This is a genomic window from Tautonia sp. JC769, assembly GCF_040717455.1.
GTDB lineage: Bacteria > Planctomycetota > Planctomycetia > Isosphaerales > Isosphaeraceae > Tautonia.
Genome location: NZ_JBFEFH010000032.1, coordinates 1 through 22,326 on the forward strand (window position 1 = coordinate 1; position 22,326 = coordinate 22,326).

Annotated in this window: 15 protein-coding genes; 8 read left to right on the top strand and 7 right to left on the bottom strand. The window is 69.1% G+C overall.

What is annotated here, in order from left to right; genetic code table 11:
- Positions 1-282: 282 nt before the first annotated feature.
- Entirely contained in the window at positions 283-1,137 is an 855-nt protein-coding gene (locus AB1L88_RS23225) for a sugar phosphate isomerase/epimerase family protein (RefSeq protein ID WP_367099084.1), read from the top strand.
- Positions 1,138-1,562: 425 nt separating this feature from the next.
- Positions 1,563-2,066, top strand: coding sequence for a BON domain-containing protein (locus AB1L88_RS23230; protein ID WP_367099085.1), 504 nt, complete (start codon positions 1,563-1,565; stop codon positions 2,064-2,066).
- A 314-nt stretch (positions 2,067-2,380) separates the two neighbouring features.
- Here AB1L88_RS23230 and AB1L88_RS23235 read toward each other — a convergent pair whose 3' ends face one another.
- Entirely contained in the window at positions 2,381-2,764 is a 384-nt protein-coding gene (locus tag AB1L88_RS23235) for a metalloregulator ArsR/SmtB family transcription factor (protein ID WP_367099086.1), read from the bottom strand.
- Positions 2,765-3,177: 413 nt separating this feature from the next.
- On the opposite strand from AB1L88_RS23235, the gene csrA reads away from it, so the two are divergent.
- From csrA to AB1L88_RS23255, 4 genes are all read left to right on the top strand, one after another.
- Complete coding sequence (gene csrA / locus AB1L88_RS23240; RefSeq protein ID WP_367099087.1) at positions 3,178-3,432, top strand: carbon storage regulator CsrA; 255 nt, start codon at positions 3,178-3,180, stop codon at positions 3,430-3,432.
- Between the two features lie 163 nt (positions 3,433-3,595).
- A complete protein-coding gene (thrC, locus tag AB1L88_RS23245; RefSeq protein ID WP_367099088.1) occupies positions 3,596-5,044 on the top strand; it encodes a threonine synthase in 1,449 nt (482 codons plus the stop codon).
- A gap of 49 nt (positions 5,045-5,093) precedes the next feature.
- Entirely contained in the window at positions 5,094-5,903 is an 810-nt protein-coding gene (gene dapB / locus AB1L88_RS23250) for a 4-hydroxy-tetrahydrodipicolinate reductase (protein WP_367099089.1), read from the top strand.
- Positions 5,904-6,006: 103 nt separating this feature from the next.
- Positions 6,007-6,939, top strand: a complete 933-nt coding sequence (locus AB1L88_RS23255) for a UDP-glucuronic acid decarboxylase family protein (RefSeq protein ID WP_367099090.1) — start codon at positions 6,007-6,009, stop codon at positions 6,937-6,939.
- A gap of 32 nt (positions 6,940-6,971) precedes the next feature.
- Here the strand turns inward: AB1L88_RS23255 and AB1L88_RS23260 are convergent, their stop codons facing one another.
- On the bottom strand, positions 6,972-8,483 hold the full coding sequence (locus AB1L88_RS23260) for a cellulase family glycosylhydrolase (protein ID WP_367099091.1): 1,512 nt from the start codon (positions 8,481-8,483) through the stop codon (positions 6,972-6,974).
- 528 nt (positions 8,484-9,011) lie between these two features.
- On the opposite strand from AB1L88_RS23260, the gene AB1L88_RS23265 reads away from it, so the two are divergent.
- Positions 9,012-10,061 carry an HD domain-containing protein gene (locus AB1L88_RS23265; RefSeq protein ID WP_367099092.1) on the top strand — a complete coding sequence of 350 codons (1,050 nt, stop codon included), beginning with the start codon at positions 9,012-9,014 and terminating at the stop codon, positions 10,059-10,061.
- Between the two features lie 118 nt (positions 10,062-10,179).
- Here AB1L88_RS23265 and AB1L88_RS23270 read toward each other — a convergent pair whose 3' ends face one another.
- The 4 genes from AB1L88_RS23270 to AB1L88_RS23285 all read right to left on the bottom strand — a co-directional run bounded on the left by AB1L88_RS23270 (position 10,180) and on the right by AB1L88_RS23285 (position 19,050).
- A complete protein-coding gene (locus AB1L88_RS23270) occupies positions 10,180-11,658 on the bottom strand; it encodes a glutamate synthase subunit beta (protein WP_367099093.1) in 1,479 nt (492 codons plus the stop codon).
- On the bottom strand, positions 11,651-16,504 hold the full coding sequence (gene gltB / locus AB1L88_RS23275) for a glutamate synthase large subunit (protein ID WP_367099094.1): 4,854 nt from the start codon (positions 16,502-16,504) through the stop codon (positions 11,651-11,653). Before gltB ends, AB1L88_RS23270 begins: the two co-directional genes overlap by 8 nt.
- A gap of 128 nt (positions 16,505-16,632) precedes the next feature.
- Complete coding sequence (locus AB1L88_RS23280; protein ID WP_367099095.1) at positions 16,633-17,637, bottom strand: LysR family transcriptional regulator; 1,005 nt, start codon at positions 17,635-17,637, stop codon at positions 16,633-16,635.
- A 297-nt stretch (positions 17,638-17,934) separates the two neighbouring features.
- On the bottom strand, positions 17,935-19,050 hold the full coding sequence (locus AB1L88_RS23285; RefSeq protein ID WP_367099096.1) for a Gfo/Idh/MocA family oxidoreductase: 1,116 nt from the start codon (positions 19,048-19,050) through the stop codon (positions 17,935-17,937).
- Positions 19,051-19,302: 252 nt separating this feature from the next.
- Here AB1L88_RS23285 and AB1L88_RS23290 point away from each other — a divergent pair, with 252 nt between their 5' ends.
- On the top strand, positions 19,303-21,327 hold the full coding sequence (locus AB1L88_RS23290; protein ID WP_367099097.1) for a carbon starvation CstA family protein: 2,025 nt from the start codon (positions 19,303-19,305) through the stop codon (positions 21,325-21,327).
- A gap of 186 nt (positions 21,328-21,513) precedes the next feature.
- Here AB1L88_RS23290 and AB1L88_RS23295 read toward each other — a convergent pair whose 3' ends face one another.
- A complete protein-coding gene (locus AB1L88_RS23295) occupies positions 21,514-22,314 on the bottom strand; it encodes an ion transporter (RefSeq protein ID WP_367099098.1) in 801 nt (266 codons plus the stop codon).
- Positions 22,315-22,326 lie beyond the last annotated feature (12 nt).

Sequence of the window (22,326 nt, forward strand, 5' to 3'; positions counted from 1 at the left end):
CCGAAGACGCACCAGGACCGGGAGGTGCGTCTTCGGGGACGCCACGGCACCCTACGGGACGACGGGACGGCGAAACCCCGGGCCGTCCCCCGTCATCGCGCTCCGGGGCGTGGCCGACTGCCCCCGGCGATGGTATGACAGTGCATCGTGAGCGCGGGCGGGCTTCGGCCTTGCCGGTCGGTCCCAGGGATCGATTCCCCGACCGCAGGCCGGATGTCCTGACCTGCCGACCCACCGTCCCCACCCCTGTTTTTTCCCCGAGATCCCCGACGAGGTGCCGCCGTGTCGAGTCAATCATTCGAGCCCCTGACCCTGGGCGTCTGCAGCTGGAGCCTCCAGGTCACCAGCATCCCCGAGCTGAACCGCCTGCTCGCCGAGCTGGGGGTCAAGGCCACCCAGATCGCCTGCGGCGACCCGCACCACGCCTCCTGGGACGAGGGGGACGCCATGCCCCAGGCCGCCCTCGCCGCCGATTTCGCCATGACCGGCGCCATGCTCGGCTTCCCCGGCGAGGACTACACCAGCCCCCAGATCATCAAGGAGACCGGCGGCTTCGGCCCCGAATCCCTCCGCGCCGAGCGCATCGATCGCCTCAAGTGGGCCTTGAGCCGGACCAAAGAACTCGGCCTCACCCACCTCATGCTCCACGCCGGCTTCATCCCCCACCCCGGCGACCCCGGCCGCCCGGCCTTCCTCGACACCCTCCGCGAGGCCGGTCGACTCGCCGCCGAGCAGGGGATCACCCTCGCCTTCGAGACCGGCCAGGAGCCGGCCGACCTGCTCCGCCAGACCCTCGACGAGCTGGCCTCCCCCACCCTCAAGGTCAACTTCGACCCGGCCAACATGCTCCTCTACGACATGGGCGACCCGATCCGGGCCGTCGAGATCCTCGGCCCCGACATCGTCAGCGTCCACCTCAAGGACGCCCGACGCCCCACCACCCCCGGCCACTGGGGCGAGGAGGTCCCGCTCGGCCAGGGCGAGGTCGACATCCCCCGCTTCCTCGACACCCTCAAGGCCGTCGGCTACGCCGGCCCCCTGATGATCGAGCGCGAGGTCGGCGACCAGGCCGCCCGCATCCGCGACATCGGCCTCGGCCTCGACCTCGTCCGCGATCACCTGGCCCGGACCCCGTAATCCCCCGCGTTGACCTCCGAGGCCCCCGATTGACGGATGACGTCGCGTCGGTGTCGGTTCTGGGGTCCCGTCGAGTCCTCGAAGACGCACCCCGGGGCGGCCCCGGTTGCTCGCCAACCGGGGCGGCGCAGCCGCGTGAGGCCGCCCCGAAATCGCTCGGCGCCCCGCGCCCTCGGTTGGCGAGCAACAGGGGGTCACCCACGTATCGTGAATGCGGTGGAAGCCAGGCGATGGGAAACCCTCCTTCAGGCAACGATTCTCGGGAAGAACCGCCGCGATCGTCCCCCCCCGCACCGGAGCCACCGACGGCGTTGGCATGAGGCTTGCTCATCCCGATCCTCGATCACGATTCGCCCGATCCCGTTGACCGACCGCCCGTCGGGGTGGCGGACCGGATCGGCCTTCCAGGCAGGAGCATTCCGACCATGCAACCGCGACACCGCCCGTCAACCGTCCCCGCCCTGATCCTCGGCGCCGGCCTGCTGCTCGCGACGCCGCCGGCCCCGGCGTCCGCCCAGGCCCCCGAACCCGGCCCGCAAGACCGCGGGGCCGCCGAACGCGCCGGGGAGCAGGTCGACCGCTTCCTCAATCGCCTCCAGCAGAACTTCCGCAACCTGTCCGACGACGTCCGCCAACGCGCCGCCGAGGTGCAGCAGCGGGTCGAAGACCTCGGCGTCGAGGCCCGCGTCTACAGCCGGATCCGCTGGGACAAGGCCCTGACCGGGGCCGAGATCGCCATCGAGTCCAAGGAAGGGGGCGTGGTCGTCCTGCACGGCACCGTGCCCGACGCCGACCTGCGCCGCAAGGCCGTCCGACTGGCCGTCGAGACCGTCGGCGTCGAACGGGTCCAGGATAACCTAACCATCGCCGCCGTGGCGCCGGCCGACGATCCCGCCTCGGCCCCCGCGCCGGCCGAGTCTCCTCGCTGAACTCCCCTTCGCGATCGGCCCCGGCACGCATCCATCCCCGAGGGCGTCCGACGCCCCCGGGCTGCGGGGGTCGGCGTCATCCGCGCTTGCTGCCGGGGCGGCCCGGCGATCGACCCGCACTCACGAGCGAAGCCGTGCTGCCGATCGGGAAGGGCTCCCGCCGGCAACACGGCCTTCAATCATCCAGACAAACCGGCATCACCAACGAGGTGGGCGACAAACGCAGCCAAACGAGACCGGTAACTTAAGAGGGGGGGAGGGCGTCGGGCGTCGGCAATCCCAAACAACGATGGATCGGCCAAAGGTGAGGGTGATCAGACGATGGCGTCGACCACCTGGGCCAGTTCCCGGCCGGCATCGGTCAGGTAGTAATAATTATGCTTGCCCGTCCGTCGCGGCTCGATCAACCGGCCGTGACGCAGCAGGGCCAGGTGATGGCTGACGGCCGGCTGGCTGGTCGAGCCCAGGTCGGTGCAGAGCTCGGAGACGTTGCGTTCCTTCTCGGTCAGCAACATCAAGACTTGCAGCCGGGTCGGATCCGACACCTGTTTGAGCAGCTCGGCGGCCTGCCGGACGTTGGCCGACGGGCCCTTGCCCCGCTTCGGGGCGGATCGGCGGGCCGTGGCGGTCGCGGTCGAGGAGGCCGAAGACTTCGACGCGCCGGCAGACTTCGTCGCGGTGGTCGACTTTGAAGGCATGTGCGGAACTCAGACATCGTTCAGGAAAGGAAATCGGCCCACGACTCCACGATCGCCGCAAGCCACGTCATGCAATGCAGCGGAAAGCGCATGCATGGGCATGAGCATTCCGTCGTAATTATACTTAAGTCGCCAGGGAGTCAAGCACCGTTGCAAAAGATGTTCGTCATGAGCAACCGTCACGGGGGAAATGCACCCTCGTATGCATCCTCAGGGCGTGATTGATCGAGACGCGAGACGCGAGGCAACGACTGCCGAGGGCCCGTCGACGGGCCGACCATCGCGCGGAGCCCGCCGCCCGGCCCGGCGGAGCAGGGAACAGGCTTGCATCGGAACGGCTGTTCAGGTTACAATCCGCCCGGCCCTGAGGTCTTGTCCCCATTGGCCCCCGAGGACGCAGGAGGTCCCGCACCATGTTGGTCTTGAGCCGCAAGATCGGGGAACGGATTCGGATCGGAGACACCGTGACCTTGACCGTGGTCCGCGTCCACGGCGACAAGGTCCGCCTGGGCATCGAGGCGCCCGACACCGTGAGCATCCATCGCGAGGAGGTCTATCAGCGGCTGCAGCACGGCCCGGCGCCGGCCGCCGACGCCCCGGCCCCCGACGACCCGGACGTCGGGGCGCCGGCCGACGCCTCCTTGTCGAGCGGCCCCTCGCGCCGCTAAAGTACAAGGGCCTGGCGACCTGGCGACGGCCCGCTCGACCGCGTTCCTCGAACACGCGGGCCGACCCGGCCCGCCGGATCGGGGGAGTGCGGGTCGCTCGGTCACCCGACCGACCCTCGTGCCACGCCGCCAATCCGCTCGGAACGCCGCGAGGAACGCCGCGATGACCGTCTCGACCTCGACCCTGCCCCGGACCGACACCGACCTGGCCTATCAGCGCTGCATCAACCCGCGTTGCGGTGTCACCCTGCCGGTCGATCGCGCCGTCTTCTCCTGCCCCGACTGCGGCGACCTGCTCGACGTCATCTACGACTGGGACCGCCTGCCGGTCCCGTCCCGCCTGAGCGACTTCGAGGCAAAGTGGTCGCGGCGGCTCGACCCGCTCTGCTTCTCCGGCGTCTGGCGGTTCCACGACCTGATGCCCTTCGTCCCGCCGGAGAAGGTCGTCACCATCGGCGAGGGGCAGACCTTGCTCCGCCCCTCGACCAAGGCCGCCCAGTACGTCGGCGTCAACGAGGGGAACCTCCTGCTCCAGTACGAGGGGATGAACCCCTCGGGCAGCTTCAAAGACAACGGCATGACCGCCGCCTTCAGCCACGCCAACATGGTCGGGGCCCGCCGCGTCGCCTGCGCCAGCACGGGCAACACCTCGGCCTCTTTGGCCGTCTTCTGCTCGGCCACCGACTTCGGCTTCAAGGCGATCATCTTCATCGGCTCGGGCAAGATCGCCTACGGCAAGCTCGCCCAGGCCCTCGACCACGGCGCCCTGACGATCCAGATCGTCGGCGACTTCGACGACGCCCTGGCCCGGGTCCGCGAGGTGGCCGACCGCCTCGGCATCTACCTGATGAACTCGGTCAACCCCTTCCGCCTCGAAGGCCAGAAGGCGGTGATGCTCCGGGTCCTCGAGGCCCTCGGCTGGGAGGTCCCCGACTGGATCGTCGTGCCGGGCGGCAACCTCGGCAACTCGTCGGCCTTCGGCAAGGCCTTCCAGGAGCTGCACTACCTCGGCCTGATCGACCGCATCCCCCGCCTGGCGGTCATCAACGCCGCCGGGGCCCAGACCCTCGACCAGCTCGTCCGCTCCCGCGGCCTGCTCTGGAACAGCGGCCTGCCGGACGAGTCGATCTCGAAGGCCTACTACGACCACCTCGACCTGGAGCACATCCGGGCCTCGACCATCGCCTCGGCCATCGAGATCAACCGCCCGGTCAACCTGAAGAAGTGCCTCCGGGCGCTCGACGTCTGCGACGGCGTCGTCCGGCAGGTCTCCGACCAGGAGATCATGGACGCCAAGGCCCGCGTCGGGGCCGGCGGCCTCGGGTGCGAACCGGCCTCGGCCGCCAGCGTCGCCGGGGCGAAGCGGCTCCGGGAGGAAGGGATCATCGCCCCGTCCGATCGGGTCGTCTGCATCCTGACCGGCCACCAGCTCAAGGACCCGAACGCGACGGTCGCCTACCACTCGGCCGACCGCGAGGAGTTCGATCGCGTGCTCGGCTCGCGGGGGGTCAAGCGGGCCGGCTTCGCCAACCGGCCGGTCGTCGTCCCGAACGAGCTGGACGCGATCATCCGGACCATCGGCCTCTACTCCGACGCCCCGCCGACGGCCTGAGCCGGGCCCCGGCCCGGACCCTCATTCCCCCCTTCGGAGACGACCGACCGTGAGCGCTGGACCCCTGAACCTTGCCATGCACGGCGCGACCGGCCGGATGGGTGCCCGGATCCTCTCCCTGATCGACGAGGCCGACGACCTGACCCTGACCGCGGCCATCGAGCGGGCCGAGCACCCCCGGATCGGCGGCGACGTGGGGCCGATCGTCGGCCTCGGCCCGCTCGGCGTCTGCCTGGGCAGCGCGATCGAGCCGGGCACGCCCGTCGACGTGGTCATCGACTTCTCGGTCCCCGAGGCCTCGCTGGCCATCGGCCGCTGGTGCGGCGAGCACGGCGTCCCGCTGGTCGTCGGCACGACCGGCTTCGAGCCGGCCCAGCGGACCGAGCTGGAGCAGCTGGCCGACCGCATCCCGATCCTCATCGCGGCGAACTTCAGCAAGGCCGTCAACCTGCTCTTCCACCTCGTCGGCGTGGCGGCCCGCACGCTCGGCCAGTCGGCCGACATCGAGATCGTCGAGCGGCACCACCGCTTCAAGAAGGACGCCCCGAGCGGCACGGCCCTCCGCCTGGCCGAGGTGGCGGCCGAAGGCATCCAGACCGACCGATTCGTGCATGGCAGGCACGGCCTGGTCGGCGAGCGGCCGACCGGCGAGATCGGCCTGCACGCGCTTCGGACCGGCGACAACCCCGGCGAGCACACCGTCGTCTTCGGCCTGATGGGCGAATGCCTGGAGCTGTCGCACCGCGCCCTGAACCGCGACGGCTTCTCCCGGGGGGCGCTCGACGCCGCCCGCTACCTGGCCGGCAAGCCGCCGGGACGGTACGCGATGGAAGACCTGTTGCAGCTTGGGGACCGATAATTCCGGGCGATCGGCGGTTCGCCTTGTCGAGCGGCCCCTTGCCTCGCTATCGTGGCTCCGCCCGAAGGTCGGGTGGAGAGAATGCATCCAGGAGGGTTCGGACGTGAGGACGGTGATCACCGGCGGGGCGGGGTTCGTGGGGTCGCACCTGTGCGAGCGGTTCCTGGGCGAGGGGCACGAGGTCGTCTGCGTCGACAACCTCCTGACCGGCCTCGAGCGGAACATCGCACACCTGCGCAACGAGCCCGGCTTCAGCTTCGTGCTGCATAACATCTCGGAGCCGTTGACGATCGACGGCCCGGTCGATCACATCCTGCACTTCGCCAGCCCGGCCAGCCCGGCCGACTACCTGGCCCACCCGATCCCGACCCTGAAGGTCGGCTCGCTCGGCACGCACAATGCGCTCGGCCTGGCCAAGGCCAAGGACGCCCGCTTCCTGCTGGCGAGCACCTCGGAGGTCTACGGCGACCCCGAGGTCCACCCGCAGCGGGAGGATTACTGGGGCCACGTGAACCCGATCGGCCCCCGGGGCTGCTACGACGAGGCCAAGCGGTTCGCCGAGGCGATCACGATGGCCTATCACCGCTACCACGGGGTCGAGACGCGGATCGTCCGGATCTTCAACACCTACGGCCCCCGGATGCGCCTGAACGACGGCCGCGTCTTGCCGGCCTTCATGAGCCAGGTCCTGCGGGGCGAGCCGCTGACCGTCTTCGGCGAGGGGCAACAGACACGCAGTTTCTGCTATGTCGATGACCTGGTGGATGGCATCTACCGGCTCCTGCTCTCCGACGAATCGATGCCGGTCAATATCGGCAATCCTTCGGAGATCACGGTCCTGGAACTGGCCCAGGAGATCATCGCGATGGTGCCCAACACCAAGAGCACCATCGACTACCGGCCCTTGCCGCAGGACGACCCCAAGCGGCGGCGGCCCGACATCACCCGGGCCCGCGAGATCCTGGGCTGGGAGCCGAAGGTCGAGCGGGCCGACGGCCTGAAGCGGACCCTGGAGTTTTTCCGGTCGGTGGTCTGATCTGAACGCGGCGAGCCTGCGGGCCCCGCGGCTCAGCGGGCGCGGGCCCGGAGCGAGACGGCGGTCGGGCGGTCGGTCTGGATCCGGAGGAGCTGGGCGGCTTCGTCGTACCAGACGGAGACGATGGCCGACGGGTCGGCCGCGCGGGCCTCGGCCGGGAAGCCGGGGGGGAAGACCAGGCGGGGGACGAAGATCTCGGTCGGGCCGCGATCGGGGTGGTGAATCCAGTCGTATTCGAGTGTGCTCGCCTTGAATCGCGGGGATCCGCGGTCGAAGGCGAAGCGGGTCGGCTCGCCGGCAGTGGCGCGGGGGTAGGGGCGGGGGCGGTAGTTGGGGCGGAGGCGGCCGGAGGGGTCGAGGATGCTGAAGTCCTCGCCGTTCCAGCCGTCCTTGAGGTGCTCGGTCCAGCCGGGGGTCAGGTTCCAGTGCGCCCCGGAGGCGAAGGCGGCGTCGAGGCGGTTGTACACTTCCTCCACGTAGGCCCCGCTGCCGGTCACCCGGGCGTCCATGCCGAACTCGCCGACGAACAGGGGGCTATTCCAGGCCGCGGCGGTCGCGGTCATGTGGTGGAAGGCCAGGTCCATCGTCGCGGTCAGGCCGTGCCAGTGGCGCAGGACGATGGTGGACGGGTTGTAGTAGTGCGGGGCGTAGGCGACAGGCCCGAAGTCGGGGCGGGGCAGGCGGGTCTGGATGCCGGTGTTCGTCTTGACGTGCCCTTCGAGGAAGAGGATCGCCGACGGGTGCACGGCCCGGATGACCGCGTCGGCGTCTCGGTAGAGCGGGGCCAGCTCGCGACGCTCGTGTCCCCAGGGCTCGTTGATCAGGTCGTAGCCGATGACGCCCGGGATCGTCACGAAGCTCGACGCCACTCGTGAAATCATGAGCAAGTAGCGGGATCGTACTCCGTGCTCGTCGGCAAAGAAGTCGGCGAAGGAGCGATGGGTGGTCGGGTCGAGGGCCATCATCAGGGGCCAGTCGGAGCTGAACGGCCCGTTGTTGGGGGCCGAGGGGCGGCCACGGGGGGAGACGGCCCAGCGCGGGAAGCCGTCGCCGGTGCCGTAGGAGGCGTGGCGCGAGAAGCCGTCCTGGTGGAAATCGACGATCGTGAACACGCCGAGCCGGGCGGCCTCGGCCGCGACGGCCATGACGGAGGCGAGGTACGCCTCATCATAGGCCCCGGGGCTCGGCTCGTAGGCTTCCCAGAGGAACAGGAGGCGGATGACGTTGAAGCCGAGGTCGGCCACGCGGTCGAGGTCGGCCGGGCCGACCCGGGGGGCGAACGGCGGGACCTTCGAATCGCCGGCCAGGTTGATCCCGCGCAAAAGGATCACGCGGCCGCTCGGGTCCACGAAATAGGGCCCCGAGACCCGGAGCGGACCGGGGAGGCCGACCTGTTGCGGCGACGGCCGGACGGGACCGGTCTCACCGGCCAGGGCCAGACGCGCCTCGGGACCGGGTCCCGGGCCAGGGCCGAGGACCAGGCCGAGGACGGCCGCCGCGAGTGCCCCGAACCTTCGACGGCCTCGGAGTCCCGAGCATCCCATTCACGACCTCCGTGTCGTCGCTTCGATGCCGATTGCGCTTACGCGCCCCGCCCGACCGGGCTCCCGTCGTGAGAATCCGATCGTGGCGGGTCATCCTCAATCTCAATGCCCCCGGGCGACGGGGCAGGGGCCGTCGTCCCGGGCCGGATCGCGGCGAGACGGCCCGGGGTCGGGCCGGCCTCGATCGCGATCGCCACGCGCCGTGCCTTCGATCATCGGCCCGAAGGGTGGGGGCCCGTGTCCCGATCGGCCGCCGATCGGGTCGGATCGCGCCGAAGACAACGGCGGTAGGCGTCGTGGCGATCGACGCGGCACGATGCCCCGGGGCGACATGGTGGCCTTTTGGTCAGGTTGCAATCACCTGTATCAATTTGCATCATACTCGACAGATGATACGCTTCAGGATGGGCCGTCTCCGAGCCGATGAAGGGGAGACGGGATCCCGCGCGTGGTGTGCTTGCTTCGAGCGCGATCGACCCTCCCGACGCACCCGGCACCCTCAAGCCCCGAGGGGGAGCGACGATTATCATGGCCAGCGGCATTGAAAGCCCGGTGATCCGGCTCGGCGAATTCCAGGATGGGCAGGAGGCCGAGTGCTTCGCCGTGCTCGTGAGCCGGGACAAGGGGACGACGAAGAAGAACGAGCCGTTCGTGAAGTGTTTCTTCCGCGACCGGGATCAGACGGTCGAGGCCCCCTTGTGGTCGGACCACCGCTTGCTGAAGCAGTCGGACGGCTGGACCGACGGGCTGGCGTATCGGATCCGGGCGCGGGGGGAATTCAACGCCCGGTACGGCCTGCAACTGAAGCTGATCGACCTGCGGCCCGCGGGCGGCCCGGACGACGAGGCGGACGGGTTCGATTACGGCGACCTGGTCGAACGGTCGAAATTCCCGAGCGGCGACCGGCTGGGGAAGATCCTCGAATTCGTCGGGCGGTACATCGAGGACGAGAAGCTCTCGGAGCTAGTCCGGCGCATTTTGGAAGGGCACGCGAAGCAGTTGGAGCTGATGCCGGCCGCGTCGCACATGCACCACAACGTGACCGGGGGCCTGGTCGAGCACCTCTGGAGCGTGACGCGGGTCAGCATCATGCTGGCCGAGCATTACGGGCGGTATTACGACGAGCTGAACCCGCCCTTGAATCGCGATGTGATCGTGGCCGCGGCGATCCTGCACGACATCGGCAAGCTGCGCGAGCTGGAATACCACCCGATCGAGGCGAAGTACACGACCGAAGGGAACTTGATCGGCCACATTTTGATGGGTCGCGACCTGGTGCGGGACACGGCGCGGGAGATCGGGGATTTCCCGGTCGAGACGCTCTTGCTGCTGGAGCACGCGATCCTCGCCCACCACGGCAAGACCGAGTTCGGGTCGCCGAAGCCCCCGGCGACGCTCGAAGCGATGATCCTGCACTACGCCGACGAGCTGGACGCGAAGTTCAACGCCGTGGCCAAGGCGCTCCGGGCCGAGAACGGCGACGACCTGTTCACCAAGAAGGTCTGGGCGGCCGAGAACCAGCGGTTCTACCGGGGCACCCCGTTGCCGCCGCCGGATCAGGACCAACCGCCGTTTTGAATGATTTAAATGAGATCATGAGCAGATCACAGACGAGAAACGGCCCCGGACGGGCGAGATGCACGTCCGGGGCCGTGTGCGTTTGCGATTGCGAATCGCTCGGAGGACGGAGGAACCGTCAGACGGCGAAGGGCCGCAGGTAGTTCTCGTGCTCCAACGGGCGGGGCAGGTCGGAGCAGCCCATCAGTTCGCAGTCGATGGCCTGGGCGGCGTGGCGGCCCTCGGCGATGGCCCAGACGATGAGGCTCTGGCCGCGGGTCATGTCGCCGGCGGTGTAGACCTTGGGGACGCTGGTGCGCTTGGTGTCGGGGTCGGCCTTGACGTTGCCGCGTTCGTCGAGTTCGACGCCGAAGCCCTCGACGAGCTTGTTACGCTCGGGGCCGACGAAGCCCATGGCCAGCAGGACGAGGTCGGCCGGGTAGACCTTCTCGGTGCCGGGGACGGGGCTGAAGGTCATGCGGTTGCCGTCGCGCTTCAGCTCGACCTGGACGGTCTCGAGCGCGGTGACCTGGCCGTTCTCGCCGCGGAAGCGGACGGTGCTGATGGAATACTCGCGGCCGCCGCCTTCCTCGTGGGCGCTGGAGGTCTTGAAGGTGTTCCACCACTGGGGCCAGGGGTTGGTCGGGTCGCGCGAGTCGGGGGGACGCGGGACGATCTCGAACTGGTGGACGCTGGCACACCCGTGGCGATGGACGGTGCCGAGGCAGTCGGCCCCGGTGTCGCCGCCGCCGATGATGATGACGTTCTTCCCCTTGGCATTCAGGGTCGGGTCGTCGGGGACGGGGTCGCCGGCCACCCGCTTGTTCTGGGCCGGGAGGAAGTCCATCGCAAAGTGGATCCCCTTCAGGTCGCGGCCCTCGATCGGCAGGTCGCGGGCCTGGGTGGCGCCGCAGCAGAGGCAGACGGCGTCATACTCGGCGAGGATCTGCTTCGGATCGACATCGACGCCGATGTTCACGCCGGGGCGGAAGGTGACCCCTTCGGCCTCCATCTGCCGGAGGCGCTGGTCGATCCGCCACTTCTCCATCTTGAAGTCGGGGATGCCGTAGCGGAGGAGCCCGCCGATCCGCTCGTCGCGCTCGAAGACGGTGACGTCGTGGCCGGCCCGGGCGAGCTGCTGGGCGGCGGCCAGGCCGGCGGGGCCGGAGCCGATGACGGCGACCTTCTTGCCGGTCTTGACCTTCGGGGGCATGGGGGCGATCCAGCCCTCGGCCCAGCCGCGGTCGACGATGGCCAGCTCGATCTGCTTGATCGTGACGGCGTCGTCGTTGATGCCGAGCACGCAACTGGCCTCGCACGGGGCGGGGCAGAGGGTGCCGGTGAACTCGGGGAAGTTGTTGGTCAGGTGCAGGCGGTCGAGCGCCTCGCGCCACTGGTCGCGGTAGACGAGGTCGTTCCAGTCGGGGATGAGGTTCCCGAGCGGGCACCCCTGGTGGCAGAACGGGATGCCGCAGTCCATGCAGCGGGCACCCTGGTTCTGGAGTTCCACGACGGGGAGGCTGGTGAAGACCTCTTTATAGTCCTTGCGGCGCTCCTCGACGGGCCGGTAGCCGGCGGCGCGTCGGGGGAGTTCCATGAATCCGGTGGGCTTACCCATGGTTGACCTCCAGCGTCAGTCGTGAGTCGCTCGGGCGGAGTAGGGCATCGGCACCGGCCTCGGCCCGCTTACGCTGCAACAGGAGGCGTCGGTTCCCCTCGGGCAGCACCTTGACGAAGTTGGTGAACGGCCAGTCCCAGTCGAGGCCGTTGCGGGGGACGAGGACGCCTTCGACCTCGTCGAGCGTCTGGGGCTGGGCGAATCGCGTGAGCATGTCTTCGACGAAGGCGAAGTCGTTCGGCTCGGCCTTGTGGCGGAGGTCGTCGAGCTCGAACTCGCCCTGGCGGCGGCGGAGGTCGGTGGCCTCCTCGAAGAGGGAGGCCATGACCTGCTTCTGGTGGTCGAGCACGCGGCGGTAGTCGCGCGGCATGACCTTGACGAAGGAGCCGAGGGCGGCGTCCCAGTCGTTAAGCAGTTCCTTGGCGACCTCGCTGCCGGTGTAGCCGGCGTGCTGGATGAGGAGGTCGCGGACGAGTTCCTGGTCCTCCAGCTCGGTGAAGGGCTCGACCTCGACCATCTCGGGGTTGCAGCGGGAGCGGAAGTCGCGGTCGCGGTCGAGGACGAAGGCCATGCCGCCGCTCATGCCGGCGGCGAAGTTGCGGCCGGTCGGGCCGAGGACGACGGCGACGCCCCCGGTCATATATTCACAGCCGTGGTCGCCGATCCCCTCGACCACCGCCAGGGCGCCGGAGTTCCGCACGCAGAACCGTTCGCCCGCACGCCCCCGGAAGAAGGCGCGGCCGGCGGTGGCCCCGTAGAGGACGACGTTGCCGACGAGGATGTTCTCCTCGGCCTTGAAGGTGGCCGATCGCGGCGGGGCGACGATGATCTTGCCGCCGGAGAGCCCCTTGCCGGTGTAGTCGTTGGCGTCGCCTTCGAGTTCGAGGGTGATCCCCCGGGGGACGAAGGCGCCGAAGCTCTGGCCGGCCGAGCCCTTGAACGTGATCCGGATGGTGTCGTCGGGCAGGCCCGCGCCGCCGTAGCGGCGGGTGACCTCGGAGCCGAGGATCGTGCCGACGGTGCGGTTGATGTTGCGGATCGGCGCCGCGAAGGCGACCGGCTCGCCGCGTTCGAGGGCCGGCTCGCAGCGGGGGACGAGGTAGGTGACGTCGAGCGACCGGTCGAGGCCGTGGTCCTGGGCGTGACGCTGACGGACGCCGACCTCGGGGGCGACGTCGGGCCGGGCGAGGATCTTCGAGAAGTCGAGCCCCCTGGCCTTGAAGTGGTCGATGGCCTTGCGGACGTCGAGCAGGTCGCTGCGGCCGATCATCTCGTCCATCGAGCGGAAGCCGAGCCGGGCCATCAGCTCGCGGATTTCCTCGGCGATGAAGTGGAAGAAGTTGACCACGTGTTCGGCCTTGCCGGCGAACTTGGCGCGGAGCTTCGGGTTCTGGGTGGCGATGCCGACCGGGCAGGTGTCGAGGTGGCAGACCCGCATCATGATGCAGCCCATCACGACGAGCGGGGCGGTGGAGAAGCCGAATTCCTCGGCCCCGAGCAGGGCGGCGATGACCACGTCGCGGCCGGTCTTCATCTGGCCGTCGGCCTGGACGACGATGCGGTCGCGGAGGTTGTTGAGCACGAGCGTCTGCTGCGTCTCGGCCAGGCCCAGCTCCCAGGGGATGCCGGCGTGCTTGAGCGAGGTGAGCGGGCTGGCGCCGGTGCCGCCGTCGAATCCGCTGATGAGGACGACGTCGCTGTGGGCCTTCGAGACGCCCGCGGCGACCGTCCCCACGCCGACCTCGGCCACGAGCTTGACGCTGATCCGGGCCCTCGGGTTGGCGTTCTTCAGGTCGTGGATGAGCTGGGCGAGGTCCTCGATCGAGTAAATATCGTGGTGCGGCGGCGGGCTGATGAGGCCGACGCCGGGGGTCGAGAAGCGGACCTTGGCGATCCAGGGCCAGACCTTGCTGCCGGGGAGCTGCCCCCCTTCGCCGGGCTTGGCCCCCTGGGCCATCTTGATCTGGATCTCGTCGGCGTTGACGAGGTATTCGCTCGTCACGCCGAAGCGGCCGGAGGCGACCTGCTTGATCGACGACCGCTTGCTGTCGCCGTTTTCGAGGGGGATGAACCGCCGGGGGTCCTCGCCCCCTTCGCCGGTGTTCGACTTGCCGCCGAGGCGGTTCATGGCGATGGCGAGCGTCTCGTGCGCCTCGGCCGAGATCGAGCCGTAGCTCATCGCGCCGGTGGCGAACCGCCGGACGATCGACTCGACCGACTCGACCTCCTCGATCGGCACGGGCGGTTGCTGGCCGAACTTGAACTCGAAGAGGCCTCGGAGGGTGCAGAGCCGTTCGTTCTGCTCGTCCACGCGCTTCGTATACGACTTGAAGATCTCGAACCGGCCGGACTTGGTGGCGTGCTGGAGGCGGAAGACGGTCTCGGGGTTGAACAGGTGGAACTCGCCGTCGCGGCGCCACTGGTACTGGCCGCCTTCTTCGAGCATGACCGGGCCGACCTCGCGATCGGCGAAGGCGCGGCGGTGGTGGAAGAGGGTCTCCTCGGCGATCTCGGCGAGGCCGACCCCCTCGATCCGGCTGGCGGTCTTGTCGAAGTACTTGGCGACGAAAGCGGAGTTCAGGCCGATGGCCTCGAAGATCTGGGCGCCTCGGTAACTCTGGATCGTGCTGATGCCCATCTTGGACATCACCTTGACGACCCCCTTCTTGATCGCCTTGCGGTACTTGGCCACGGCCTCGGCGTGGGTCAGGCCGTTGAGCTGCCGCGCGGCGATCATGTCGTCGAGCGTCTCGAAGGCGACGTAGGGGTTGATCGCCCCGGCCCCGTAGCCGAGCAGGAGGGCGAAGTGGTGCACCTCCCTGGCGTCGCCGCACTCGACGACGAACCCGGCCCGCATGCGGAGCCCCTCGCGGACCATGAAGTGGTGCAGGCCGGAGGTGGCGAGCAGGGAGGGGATCGGCGCCAGATCCTTCGTGACCGAGCGGTGCGAGAGGACGATGATGGTCGCGCCGTCCTCGATGGCGGCCTTGGCCTCCTGGAAGATCTCCTCCAGGCGGCGTTCCATGCCCGCGGCCCCCTCGGCGGCGGGGAAGAGCATGGAGATGACGGCCGACTTGAAGCCGCGCCAGCCTTCGAGCTGCTTGATGGCGGCGGTCTCGTCGTTGTCGAGGACGGGGGTCTCGAGCAGGATTTGCCGGGCGTTCTCGGGTCCGGGCTGGAGCAGGTTCCCCTCGCCGCCGAGTCCGGTCTGGACCGAGGTGACGAGTTCTTCCCGGATCGCGTCGAGCGGCGGGTTGGTCACCTGGGCGAAGAGCTGCTTGAAGTAATTGAACAGGGTCTGCGGACGGTCGGAGAGGACGGCCAGGGGGGTGTCGGTCCCCATCGAGCCGATCGCCTCCTCGCCGCGCTGGCCCATCGGCGAGAGGATGAACTTGAGGTCTTCCAGCGTGTAGCCGTAGGCGAGCTGGCGGTGCAGGAGGGTGTCGTGATCGGGGCCGGGGACCTCGGGGGCGCGGGGGATCTCTTCGAGCTTCGGCATCCCGCTCTTGACCCACTCGCCGTAGGGCTTGGCGGCGGCCAGGGCGTGCTTCAGTTCCTCGTCGCCGACGATCCGGCCTTCCTGCATGTCGACGAGGAACATCTTGCCCGGTTCCAGACGCCCCTTGTGCAGGACGTTCTCGGGGGCGATCTCGTCGAGCATCCCGGTCTCGGAGCCCATGACGACTAGGCCGTCCTTGGTGACGGTGTAGCGGCTCGGGCGGAGGCCGTTGCGGTCGAGGGTGGCGCCGATGACGCGGCCGTCGGTGCAGGCGATCGAGGCGGGGCCGTCCCACGGCTCCATCAGGCAGGAGTGATAGGCGTAGAAGTCCTTCTTCTCCTGCGACATGGTCTCGTGGTTTTCCCAGGCCTCGGGCACGAGCATCATCATGGCGTGCGGGAGGCTGTAGCCGGCCTTGACGAGCAGCTCGATGGCGGCGTCGAGGGCGGCGGTGTCGGACAGCCCCTCGCGGATGACCGGACGGAGGTGGTCGAGGTCGCTCGGCTCGAAGAGGTTCGAGGCGAAGAGGGCCTCGCGGGCCCGCATCCAGTTGATGTTGCCGCGGAGCGTGTTGATCTCGCCGTTGTGGGCGATCATCCGGTAGGGGTGGGCCAGCTCCCAGCTCGGGAAGGTGTTGGTGCTGAACCGCGAGTGGAACATGCAGAGGGCCGAGACGAGCCGGTCGTCGCCGAGGTCGTCGGCGTAGTAGTCGATGACCTGCTCGGGCGTGAGCATGCCTTTATAGACGATCGTCCGGCAGGAGAGGCTGGAGAAGTAGAAGAAGGCCCCGTCGTCGAGGCCGGCGGCCTCGACGGCCTGCTCGAACCGCTTGCGGACCACGAACAGCTTGCGCTCGAAGGCGTCGGTATCCTCGCCGAAGCGGGAGCCGACGAAGGCGTGCCAGACGCTCGGCTCGACGTCTTTGGCGGTGGCGCCGAGGGTCGAGTTGTCGGTCTTCAGTTCTCGCCAGCCGAGCAGGGGGAGGCGTTCATCTTTGAGAATATCTTCGAAGATCGCCTGCCCGGCCTCGCGGCGTTCCTTGACCGGCGAGGCGAACATGGCGCCGACGCCGTACTGGCCGGGCTCGGGCAGGGAGATGCCGAGGGGCTTGCAGCGTTCGGCGAGGAATTCGTGGGGGAGCTGGATGAGGATGCCGGCGCCGTCGCCGGTGTTCGGCTCGGCCCCCCGGGCGCCGCGGTGGTCGAGGTTGCACAGGGCGCGCAATCCGTCGCGCACGAGTTTGTGCGACCGTCGGCCCTGGAGATCCACGACGAAACCGACACCGCAAGCGTCGTGCTCATTGGCCGGGTCGTACAGGCCCACGGGGGGCGGGAAACTCGTGCTCATCAGGTTTGCTCCCTCCAGACAGACGGCTCCGGTCCGGGAGGCGCCGGCCCGCCGATCGGCCCGCGACGTGCGGGCCCCGGGGGCCGGTGCCCGGCCCCGAACCTCGGGCCGATGCACCAGCATCTCACTCAGGTTTTCTTGACGGCGGGGGTCCGGCCACTCCGGGAGGAGCCCCGGCCGTTCGGTTTCGGCTCGGCGATCGAGGGGGCGGCGGGCGACGACGATGGGGTCGCCCCGTCCTCGGCCGTCGAGCCGTCTCGCAAGGTTTCGAGGAACCGTGCCCCGGCCAGGCCCAGGGTGGCTTCGCCCCGGTGGACGATCGCCAGGGGTCGGCTCAGGGGATGATCGGTGATCGGGACCGCGACGAGGCTCCCCGAAGCGACCTCACGCTCCAGGGTCGTCCGGGGCAGGATGGCCACCCCGGCGCCCACCTCGACCGCCCGCTTGATGTTCTCGATGCTGTCGAAGGCCAGGCCGGGCTCGACCTGGACGCCGCGACGCTTCAAATGACGGTCGATCGCGCGGCGGATCGGCAGCTCGGAATCGTAGTGGACGAAGCGGGCCCCGTCGAGCCGGGCCAGGCCGATCCCCTCGGGGTCGGCCAGGGGATGCCCCGGGGGGGCGGCCACGACCATGTCTTCATCGCGCCAGGCGACGACGTCGATCCCCGGCCATTTCTTCGGGAACGAGACGATGCCCAGGTCGGCGCGACCGGTGCGGACCCGGTCGACGACCTCGCTGGGGTGCATGCACTCCAGGCGGCAGTCGGCCAGGGGGTGCCGCGAGCGGAATTCGGTGATGTGGCGGGTGAGCTGGCCGAGGCCGACCGAGTAAATCGCCACGATCCGGACCAGCCCCTCGATCTGGTCGGCCCGGCCGAGGGCCCGGACCCGGCGCTCGACATCCTGATAGCGCTCGACCAGTTCGCGGCACCCCTCGTAATACATCTGGCCGTAAGGGGTGGGGATCAAGGGGCGCTTGGATCGGTCGATCAGCTTCACGCCGAGCCGCTCTTCGAGGTTATGGACGGCCTGGCTCGCCGTCGATTGCGAGATGCCGTTCTCGGCGGCCCCGCGCGAGAAACTCGCCCGACGCACGACATCGCAGAAGATTTTGAGCGCCTCGAACTGCATCGCCGTGGGGAGACCTCGATCGGGGGGCGGCCCTGTCGTCGCCAGGCAGGCAGGGCCGCGGCCGGGTGGTCGGATCGTCGGGGCGGCCCAACCGAGGCCGCCGCCGCTGTTGCCCCGAATGCCCGCGCGACGGCCCCCAGGGGGCTGGGGGCAAATCCCCCGCTCGGCCGCCTCGCACGCGTCCAAGGGGGGCACGGTATTCGAGATTCCAATACTACACTCGGACATCAGCGGGTTCGTCAATAGCCTAACGCGCCGCCGGGGCATTTTTTCGGGCCGTGGCCGGGTGCGTGCGTGCTACGACCCGAATCCGTCGAGCGGGTGGGTCCGATCGGTCAGGGGGAGCGGGACCGGGGCCCCGGCCCGCTGCGACGCATAGGTGGCCAGGATCATCTCGATCGAAGCGCGGCCGTCGGCGCCGGAGACGACCGGCGGGCGATCGGCCTCGACGGCGGCGATCAGGTCGGCGACGATCCGGCAATTCCCGGCGTCGAGGCCGCCGTCGTCGAGCGGTTCGGGCTGGCCGACGCCGGCGCTGGTGATCCGTTCCCACGACGAGCGATCGGGGGCGGCGTACCAGCGGGGGTCGCGGACGAGATACGCCTCGGGGAGCCAGCCGAAGCCCATGACGATGGCCCCCGCCTCGCCGAAGATGCGCAGATCAAAGCGATCGCCCGCCTGATTCGGGCGGCTGGTGGCGAAGTGGGCCACGACGGGCGTCGCTTCGAAGCCATACATGGCGTCGATGCGGTCGCCGGCGAGGGGGCCGATCCCCTCGGCCCCCTCGCGGACCTGCTCGGGGCCGATCGGCTGGCCCGAATCGAGGACGCGGGCGAAGCACCACGAGGGGTCGCCGAGCAGGGCGCGGAAGAGGTCCATCGTGTGGGAGCCGAGGACCATGAGATCCTCGCCGCCGCCGCGGCGGTCTTCCTTGCCGCGGCCGCGGAGTTCGAGGATCGGGCCGATGGCGCCGTCGGCGAGCAATGCCCGGACCTGGGCGAAGATCGGGCTGACGCGGGTCTGGAACGCGATGGCGATCTTCGTGTGCGAGGCGTCGCAGGCATTGAGCATGGCGTCGCAATCCGATGGCGAGGGGGCCATCGGCTTCTCGAGGAAGATGCCGCGCACGCCGGCCTCGGCGCAGGCAATGACCATGTCGCGGTGGCCGTCGAGCCATCGGGGGCAGACGGCGACGAACTCGGGGCGCTCGCGGTCGAGCATCTCGCGGTAATCGGCATAGGATCGCGCGACCCAGAGCCGCTCCGAGGCCCGGGCGCGGCCGGCTTCGTCCTCGTCGGCCACGGCGAGGAGTTGGAGCTTCGGTTCGGCGGCGAAGGCCAGGTCGAGGTTGTGGCCGTAATTCCCCCGGCCGGTTCGACCGATGACGGCGGCGCGATACGGGGCCTGGAACATGGCGGTGGCTCGATCGGGTGTCCAACGGGCGGGGCGTCCGGTTCGCACGACGCCTGCCAGCATGACCCGGCGGCCAGCCCGACGCAAGCCGCTTGCAGTCCCGGGGTTCGGGAGTGCGTTCGGGGGATTCACGCGGCTTGATGGGGCGAGGGCCGCGTCGTAGACTTGAACCCATCCTCGCCCGAAGGCCGACGGCCGGGCAGGCGAACAGGGGTCGATCGCGCATCTTGATTGATGGAATGGGACCGACGCATGCAGACGCTCCTGATCGCCGTGGGCGCGGGCGTGGCTTTCCTGGTGGCCTATTTCACCTACGGCCGCTGGCTCGGCAGCACGATCTTCCGGCTCTCGGCCGATTACGTCTGCCCGTCACACCGCCTGAGGGACGACGCCGACTACGTGCCGACCTCGAAGCCGGTCGTCTTCGGCCACCACTTCACGTCGATCGCGGGCACGGGGCCGATCGTCGGCCCGGCGATCGCGGTGATGTGGGGGTGGGTGCCGGCTTTGGTCTGGGTCCTGCTGGGGTCGATCTTCATCGGGGCGGTGCACGACTTCGGGGCGCTCGTCGTCTCGATCCGGAACAACGGGCAGACGGTGGGGGACATCGCCGGGCGATTGATCAATCGCCGGGCTCGGATCCTGTTTTTGCTCATCCTGTTCCTGGCCTTGACGATCGTGCTGGCGATCTTCGGCCTGGTCATCGCGGCGGTCTTCCGGCAGTTCCCGGCGTCGATCTTCCCGTGCCTCGTGCAGATCCCGATCGCCGTGGGGATCGGCGTCTGGCTGCACCGGAGGGGGGCGAAGCTGGCGGTGCCGTCCCTGGTGGCGCTCGGGTTGATGTACCTGACGGTGATCTTCGGCGACCAGAACACGCCGGTCGCGGCGATGGCCGGGTTGCCGGGATGGTTGGCGACCGGAATCGGCTGGATCGAGGCGACCCTGCACACCTTCAACGCCTCGCTGGCGGCATGGCCGATTATCGTCTGGGTGGCGGTCTTGCTGATCTATTCGTATGTGGCGTCGGTCTTGCCGGTCTGGGTGTTGTTGCAGCCGAGGGATTATATCAACTCGCTGCAATTGATTAGTGCGTTGGGCTTGATCGTCGTCGGCCTGGCCGTGGCCGCGGTGGCGGGCGGGGCGCCGGTCGGCGACCTGGGACGGCCCGAGCTGGCGATTGCCGCCCCGGCGATCGACTTCAACCCGACCGATGCACCCTTGATGATCCCGTTCCTGTTCGTGACGATCGCCTGCGGGGCGATCAGCGGGTTCCATTGCCTGGTGAGCAGCGGGACCTCCAGCAAGCAGATCAGCCGAGAGCCCGACGCGCGGTTCGTCGGCTACGGCGGGATGCTGACCGAGGGGTTCCTGGCGACCCTCGTCATCCTGGCCTGCGTGGCCGGGCTGGGGCTGGGCGTGGCGGGCGAGGGGGGGTCGACCTTGCTCGGCCGCGAGGCATTCCAGGCGCGGTACGGGTCGTGGAATGCGTCGCAGGGGTTGGCCTCGACGGTCGCGGCGTTCGTCGATGGGTCGGCGAACTTCCTGAGGGCGATGGGGTTGCCGACGGGGGTGTCGGTGGCCTTGATGGGGGTCCTGGTCGCCTCGTTCGCGGGCACGACCCTGGATACGGCCTGCCGACTTCAGCGGTACGTGGTGCAGGAACTGGCCGCGGCCTTGCTGAGCCTCGGCCGGAATGACGCCGAGGCCGGCAAGGCGGGCGACGGCCTCTTCCAGCGGCAGCCGATCGGGCTTTCGGGCAATCCGCTGACCTGGCTGGCGAACAAGCACGGGGCGACGATCTTCGCCGTCGTGCTGGCCGGGGCGTTGGCGGCCTTCCCGAAGGCGGGAGACCCCTGGAGCTGGCAATCGGCCGGGCAGGGGGGCCTGATCCTCTGGCCTTTGTTCGGGGCGACGAACCAGTTGCTCGGCGGGTTGTCGTTCCTGGTGATCGCCTTCTACCTGCGGCGGCGCGGCCTGCCGAACTGGTTCTTGATCGCCCCGCTCGTCTTCATGCTGATCCTGCCCGCCTGGGCGATGCTCTGGCAGATCTTCGTCGATGCCCCGGGGCCCGGGGGGAGCTGGCTGGCGGATCGGCAGTGGATCTTGCTGGCGATCGGCCTGGTGACGATCGTGCTGGAGGGGTGGCTCGTGGTCGAGGCGGCCTTGCTCTGGCCCCGCATCCGGGGGGTGATGGAGCACCTGATCGCGCCCGAGCCGCTCTCCCTCTCGCGATCGAACGCGGCGGCGAGTGTGGGATCGGCCGTGGGATCATCGTAAGGGGAGTTGGGAGCCACGGATGAAACACGGATCAGATCGGAAGAGAGAAGAGAGAAAGACAGATTAGATCGATCAAGGAGTCGTCCCGTTCCCACGCGGAAGGCGACCATTTCCCTTGATCTCTGATCCGTGTTTCATCCGTGTTCCATCCGTGGCTCAAATCTCCTTGCACACGCGCAGGCCGGATCAGGTGATCTCGCGGCCGCAGTGGGGGCAGGTGCGGCCGTGGAATTTCTTGCGTTTCTCGACCTCCTCGATGAAGCCGGAGCCGAGGATGGCGGTCGGCAGGGCGAAGAAGCCGATGCCGAGGATGGCGGAGAAGGAGGCGAGCACGCGGCCGAGCGAGGTGACCGGGTGGACGTCGCCGTAGCCGACGGTGGTCAGGGTGACGACGGCCCACCACATCGCGGCCGGGATGCTGGAAAAGGCCTCGGGCTGGGCCTCGTGCTCGGCGAAGTACATCAGGCAGGACGTGATCAGGAGCATCAGGCCGAAGACGCAGGTGGTCAGGATCAGCTCCTCTCGCTTCGCGCGGATCACGTCGGCGAAGAGGCGGAGGGCGGAGATGTAGCGGACGAGCTTGGCGGCGCGGAAGATCCGCAGGAGCCGCAGCGCCCGGACGAATCGCAGGTCGAGGCCGAACATGGGCAGGTACGCCGGCAGGACGGCCATCAGGTCGATCAGCGCCAACGGCGTGGCCATGAACCGCAGGCGGCCCCGGACGGGCCCGGCAAACCGCGGGTCGGCCGGGGCCGCCCAGACGCGCAAGAGGTACTCGGCCGAGAAGACGGCCACCGAGAACCATTCGAAGGCGCGGAGGGCCGGGCCGATCTGCCGGTTGATGGAATCCACCGTCTCCAAAATCACGGCCAGGATGTTCAGGACGATCAAGCTCAGCAGCACGAGGTCGAACGCCCGGCTGTGCCGATCGTCCGGCCGGGCGACGTCGAGGATGGCCCAGAGACGCGGTCGGAGGGAGTGCTTCATCGGATCACGGGA